Here is a 6,467-nt window from a genome sequence, read left to right as displayed (position 1 = left end):
GGGGCCGACATGGAGATGGACCGCGATGCAGGCCCTGTCCTCGCCCGGGCGCAGCGAGCACAGCCCGTTGGACAGCGCCTCCGGCAGCATCGGCACCACCCGGTCGGGGAAGTAGCAGGAATTCCCCCGCTGGAAGGCGGCGCGGTCCAGCGGCCGGCTGGGGCGCACGTAATGGGCGACGTCGGCGATGGCGACCACCAGATGCCAGCCGCCGCCGGGACCGTCCTCCGGCTCCGCCCAGACCGCATCGTCGAAGTCGCGCGCGTCCGCGCCGTCGATCGTGACCAGCGGCAGGCCGCGCAGGTCGGTCCGGCCATCGAGGCCGACCGGCCGTGCCTGGGCCGCCTCGTCGAGGGCCGCGGCCGGGAACACCGTGGGGATGTCGTTGGCATGGATAGCGATCAGGCTGGCGGCCCGGGGGGCGCCGGCCGCTCCCAGCCGCTCGACGACCCTGGCCTGGCGCAGACCGAGGCGGGTGGAGGGCAGAACCTCGGCCAGCACGAGCTCGCCGTGCGCCGCTTCCGCCGCGTTGTTCGGCAGCACGACGAGGTCGTCGCGCCGGCGGCGGTCGGCGGGGCGCAGGCGAGGGCCCTCCGGCGTGTCCTCGATCACGCCGAGGACGCGCGCGTCCGCATCCGGCTCCAGGCGGCGCAGCGTGCGGCCGTCATAGGTGCCGTCGCCGCGGCGGCGGAGCTGGGCGAGCACGCGGTCGCCGATCGTGAGCGCCGGATGGCCCCTGCGCTCGGGCTGCATGTAGATCGCGGGCGGGGGTTCGTCGTGGGGCCAGGCGGCGGGACGCGCCACCACCTCGCCGTCGGCGTCGATGTCGGCCACCTCGACGACGGCCGTCTCCGGCAGCGCGGCGGGCGGGGCGAGGCGGCGGCCGCGGTTGCGCTCCACGGTGCCTCCCGCCTCCAGTTCGCGCAGCAGCGCCTTCAGGGCGGTGCGCTCGTCGCCCTTGAGGCGGAAGGCCCGCGCGATCTCCCGCTTGCCGACCGGGGTCGGGCTCTCGCGTATGAAGCGCAGGACGTCCTCGCGGGACGGCAGCGGGGAACGGGGCTGCCGCCGCTCCGTCACTCCGCGGATGCCGTCCTGCGGGACGTCCGCGCGGGCGCCGACCCGGCGGCCTTCTTCGCGGGTGCCTTGCCCTTCGCGGGGGACGCCGTCTTGGCGGGGGTCTTGGCGGGCGCCTTCGCGGCCGTCTTGGCCTCGGTTTTGGCCGGCGCCTTCGCCGCGGCCTTCTTCGGGGGCGCCTTGGCCTCCTTCGCCTTGGGGACCGGCTTGCCGTCCTTGGCGGCCTTGGCCGCCAGCAGCTCGACAGCACCCTCGAGCGTGATCTCGTCGGCGGACATGGCCTTGGGCAGGGAGGCCATGATCTTGCCGTGCTTGACGTAGGGGCCGTAGCGGCCGCTGTTGAGCGTCACCGGCTTGCCGTCGGCGGGATGGTCGCCGAGCGTCTTCGCCGGGACGGCCGCACGTCCCTTGGCCGGTTCGCCGAGCAGGTACACGGCCCGGTTCAGGCCGATCTCCAGCACGTCGTCCTCGGCGGTGAGCGACTTGTAGGTGGGGCCGTGCTTGACGTAGGGGCCGAAGCGGCCGATCCCGGCCGTGATGGTCTCGCCCGTCTCGGGATGGCGGCCGATGTCGCGCGGCAGCGCCAGCAGCTTCAGCGCGGTCTCCAGGGCGACGTCGCCGGGCGCCAGGCCCTTGGGCAGCGAGACCCGCTTCGGCTTCTCGACCTCGGTCTTCTTCTTGCGCTTGCCGTCGTCGGCCGGCTCCGCTCCCGGCACGGGGCCGAGCTGGATATAGGCGCCGTAGGGTCCCCGCCGGACGGTGACGGGCATGCCGGTCGCGGGGTCGGCGCCCAGCTCGCGCGGGCCGTCGCCGAGCGGCTCCTGCGCCTCGTCGCCGCCCGCGACCGAGAGCGGGCGCGTGTACCGGCATTCGGGATAGCGCGAGCAGCCGATGAAGGCGCCGTTCCGGCTCAGCTTGAGGCCGAGGCGGCCGGCGCTGCACGACGGGCAGAGCCGCGGGTCGTTGCCGTCGCCGGCTTCGGGGAAGAAATGCGGGCCGAGGTCGCGGTCGAGCGAGTCGATGACCTGGGAGATCGACAGGTCCCGGGTCTGCTCGACGGCGGCGGAGAAGGCCTGCCAGAACTGGCGCAGCACCGCCTTCCAGTCGATCCGGCCGCCTGAGATGTCGTCGAGCTGGTTCTCGAGGTCGGCGGTGAAGTTGTACTCGACGTAGCGCTCGAAGAAGCTGGCCAGGAAGGCGATGACGAGCCGGCCCCGGTCCTGCGGGACGAAGCGCCGCTTGTCCAGGACGACGTAGTCGCGGTCCTGGAGGACCTGCATGATCGACGCGTAGGTGGACGGGCGGCCGATGCCGAGCTCCTCCAGCTTCTTCACCAGGCTGGCCTCGCTGTAGCGCGGCGGCGGCTGGGTGAAGTGCTGCTCGGGCCGGATCTCGCCCCGGCGCATCGCCTCCCCCTCCTTGACCGGCGGAAGGCGCGCGCCGCCTTCCTCCTCGTCCGCGCTATCGTCCTTCTCCTCGGCGTAGACGCGCAGGAAGCCGTCGAACAGCACGACCGTGCCGGTGGCCCGCAGCACCGCCTCGCCGCCGGGGGACGCGATGTCGACCGCGACCTGGTCGAGTTGCGCGCTCTCCATCTGGGCGGCGATGGTGCGCTTCCAGATCAGCTCGTACAGCCGGATCTCGTCGCGGTCCAGGAAGCGGGCGACCTGCTCGGGCCGGCGGAACAGGTCGGTCGGCCGGATCGCCTCGTGCGCCTCCTGGGCGTTCTTGGCCGTGCTCTTGTAGATGCGCGGCGTCGGCGGCAGGTATTCCCCGCCCCAGCTCTGCCCGATCAGCTCGCGGGTCTGGCCGATCGCCTCGGCCGAAAGCTGCACGCCGTCGGTCCGCATATAGGTGATCAGGCCGACCGTCTCGCCGCCGATGTCGACGCCCTCGTACAGCTTCTGGGCGATGCGCATCGTGCGCGTCGCGCCAAGCCCGAGCTTGCGCGAGGCTTCCTGCTGGAGCGTCGAGGTCGTGAACGGGGCGTAGGGATTGCGCCGGACCTGCCTGTGCTCGACAGAGCGGACGGCGTAGGCGAGCGGCTTCAGCCGCTCCACCGCCGCGAGCGCGGCCCCCTTCTCCCCGATCGCGAACTTGTCGAGCTTCTTGCCGTCGAGATGGGTGAGGCGGGCGGTCAGCGTCTGTCCGGACGGGGTGGTGAACGTGACCTCGATCGACCAGTATTCCTGCGGGCGGAACGCCTCGATCTCGGCCTCGCGCTCGCAGATCAGGCGCAGCGCCACCGACTGCACGCGGCCGGCCGAGCGCGAGCCCGGCAGCTTGCGCCACAGCACCGGCGACAGCGTGAAGCCGACCAGGTAGTCGAGCGCGCGCCGGGCCAGATAGGCCTCGATCAGTTCCTGGTTGAGGTCGCGCGGGTTGCGCATCGCGTCCAGGACCGCGCTCTTGGTGATCTCGTTGAAGGTGACGCGCCGCACCTCCGCCTTGCCGAGCAGGCGGCGGTCGGCCAGCAGCTCCTTCACGTGCCAGGCGATGGCCTCGCCCTCGCGGTCGGGGTCGGTCGCGAGATAGACGCGGTCGGCCTGCCGGACGGCGCGCGCGATCTCGTCGAGATGCCGCTTGGAGCGGTCGCCCAGCTCCCAGGACATCGTGAAGTCCTCTTCCGGGCGCACCGACCCGTCCTTGGCCGGCAGGTCGCGGACATGCCCGTAGCTGGCCAGAACGGTATAATCCGACCCGAGATATTTGTTGATGGTCTTCGCTTTGGCCGGGGACTCGACGATGACTACGTTGCTGCCAGACAAGTGAGGCCCGCTTTCTGTCTGTGGTGCGTTGCTCCGGGACGAGCGGAGCCGAGGCACCCGCTAGACCAGGCAGACCTGGTTGCCGGGATGGCGCGAGACGCGGCCGGCCAGCTCCAGCTCCAGGATCACGGTCTGTACCACCGCCGGAGACAATTGGCACCCCCGGATCAGTTCGTCAACCTGTACCGGCGTCGGGCTGAGGCATTCCAGTATCCGCCGCCGCGCCGGGCCCAGCTCCGCCTCGGGCGGTTCGGCCGGGGGCGGCGCGGACGGCGTGGCCCGGGACGGCTCGGCCAGCCGGGGCCCCGGACGCGCCGCCAGGACGCCCAGGACGTCCTGGGCGCCTTCGGTCAGCCAAGCCCCCTCGCGCAGCAGCGCGTTGGTCCCGTGGCAGCGCGGGTCGAGCGGCGATCCCGGGACCGCGAACACCTCGCGGCCGAGATCGGCGGCGATGCGCGCGGTGATCAGCGAGCCCGATTTCAAGGCGGCCTCGACGACGAGCACGCCCAGCGACAGGCCGGCGATGATCCGGTTGCGGCGGGGGAAATGCCGGGCCTGGGGCTGCATGCCGACGGGCATCTCGGCCACGACCGCGCCTTCGGCGCCGACACGGAGCTGAAGGTCCCGGTTCTCCTCGGGATAGAAGACGTCCGCGCCGCCGGCGACGACCGCGACGGTGCCGGCCGCGAGCGCCCCGGCATGGGCGGCCGCATCGATGCCCCGCGCCATGCCCGAGGCGACGAGATAGCCGGCCTCGCCCAGGTCGCGGGCGATCCGTTCCGCCAGCTTGCGCCCGTTCAGCGAGGCGTTCCGCGCGCCGACGATCGCGACGGTGGGCCGGGCCAGCAGATGCGCGTGGCCGAGAACGCACAGGACGGGCGGGCAGTCGTCCGCGTGGGCGAGCAGCGGCGGGAATTCCGGCTCGCAGGCGGCGAGAAGGCGCGCGCCGATGCGCTCGACGGCCGCCGTCTCCCGCTCGGCCTCGGCGCGCGAGCAGATCCGGAGCGGCTTGGACCGGCCGCCGCGGGCCGCCAGTTCCGGCAGGGCGCGCAGCGCCGCGGCGGCGGAGCCGTAGCGTTCGATCAGGCGGAAGAAGGTGACCGGGCCGACGTTCTCGCTGCGGATCAGGCGCAGCCAGTCCGTCCTTTCCTGGGTCGAAAGTGCGCGCGTCGGTTGAGGCATGGCGCGCAGCATACAGTAGAGTGCGTGCGCGTCAACCCGGCATCGCCGCGGGGTGTCCGGCCAGGGCATTCAGGTGGATGCCGGCTCCTCGACCCGCGACGCGGGGATGCGCAGGGTGACCGTCGTGCCGAGGCCGGGCTCGCTGTCCATCTCCAGCGTCCCGCCATGCAGTTCGATCAGCGTCTTGGCGAGCGGAAGGCCGAGGCCGGTGCCTCTCTGGTCCTTCACGACGGGCCGGTCGATCTGGCCGAACGGGCTGAGCGCCAGGGGAATGTCCTCCCGCCGCATGCCGATGCCGGTGTCGCGGACGGTGACCGACGCCCAGCCATCCCCGGCCCGGGCCACGGCGATCCGGATCCGTCCCCCGGCAGGGGTGAACTTCATCGCGTTCGAGAGAAGGTTGATCAGCGCCTGCTTGATCGCCCGCTCGTCGCCCTCGATCCGCAGCGGACCCGACGGCAGGTCGACGTCGAGGTCGAGGCCGGCGCTGGCGACGCGCTCGCGCAGCAGCCTCACCGCCGATTCGACCGGCTGGACGAGGTCCATCGGGCCGAGGTCCAGCGTCAGGGCGCCGGCTTCCGCCTTCGAGAGGTCGAGGATGTCGTTGATCAGGTCCAGCAGGTGGCTGCCGCTCGCCCGTATGTCCGCCGCGTAGTTCCGGTAGCGCGGGTTGCCGAGCGGGCCGAACAGCTCGTTCTCGAGGATTTCGGAGAAGCCGTTGATCGCGGTGAGCGGCGTGCGCAGCTCGTGGCTCATCGTGGCCAGGAACTCGGACTTGGCGCGGCTCGCGGTCTCGGCCTGCTTCTTGGCGAGGCGCAGCTCCTGGACGAGGCCTTCGCGTTCCTGGCGCAGCCGCAGCGCGGTCGTCAGCATCCGGTTCTGGTCCGTGGCGGCCGAGAGCAGCATGGCGAGGTACACCGCCCCCATGGCCGCCAGCGCGACGTGGACCGTGTCCCCCTCCATTCCCAGGCGGACCAGCAGGGGCAGGACCAGCGGCACGGCGAAGCCGGCGAAGCTCGGCAGGTAGGCGGCGTTGAAGGACACGGCGCCCGTCGCCATGCCGATCATCGTCAGGATCAGCATCACCTCGTGGGCGAGGTTGCCGGACTCGTAGAACAGCGCCCCCGCCGATCCCCAGATGCAGCCGGCCACGAACGCGCCGACCGTGTGGAGCCGTCCCCAGAGCAGCACCTCGGGGCCGAGGCGCCGCCTCGCATGGAAATGCCGCCTCAACAGGGTGCGCACGACCGTCACCCCGACGAGCGCGGCATACCACCCCGCGAGCAGCGCCGGCGACGGGCGCGGCCAGATGACGGCCACGAGCAGCAGGCCGACGCCGAGGTTGACGGCCATGTGCAGGACGCTGCGGCGGTACAGCGAGCGAATCGACTCCGTGACGATCGTCGTTTCGCGCGGCCCCACGCGCCGCGACGATCCGTCGTC

Annotated in this window: 4 protein-coding genes; all 4 read right to left on the bottom strand. The window is 72.3% G+C overall.

All coding sequences use genetic code 11. The features are described 5' to 3' along the window. Positions 1-1,077: RNB domain-containing ribonuclease (locus VGO20_RS19990; protein WP_327504143.1), on the bottom strand; the 1,077-nt coding region annotated here is incomplete at its 3' end. Next, positions 1,074-3,842 carry a type I DNA topoisomerase gene (topA, locus tag VGO20_RS19985; RefSeq protein WP_327504142.1) on the bottom strand — a complete coding sequence of 923 codons (2,769 nt, stop codon included), beginning with the start codon at positions 3,840-3,842 and terminating at the stop codon, positions 1,074-1,076. The genes VGO20_RS19990 and topA, both read right to left, overlap by 4 nt. A 60-nt stretch (positions 3,843-3,902) precedes the next feature. Further along, a complete protein-coding gene (gene dprA / locus VGO20_RS19980) occupies positions 3,903-5,024 on the bottom strand; it encodes a DNA-processing protein DprA (RefSeq protein WP_327504141.1) in 1,122 nt (373 codons plus the stop codon). Positions 5,025-5,093: 69 nt separating this feature from the next. Next, positions 5,094-6,446 carry a sensor histidine kinase gene (locus VGO20_RS19975; RefSeq protein WP_327504140.1) on the bottom strand — a complete coding sequence of 451 codons (1,353 nt, stop codon included), beginning with the start codon at positions 6,444-6,446 and terminating at the stop codon, positions 5,094-5,096. Positions 6,447-6,467 lie beyond the last annotated feature (21 nt).

The sequence above is a fragment of the Arenibaculum sp. genome, from assembly GCF_035998295.1.
Lineage (GTDB): Bacteria > Pseudomonadota > Alphaproteobacteria > Azospirillales > Azospirillaceae > DASYHS01.
Note: the sequence above shows the minus strand (reverse complement) of the source record. Positions and strands in the feature narration are given on the sequence as shown.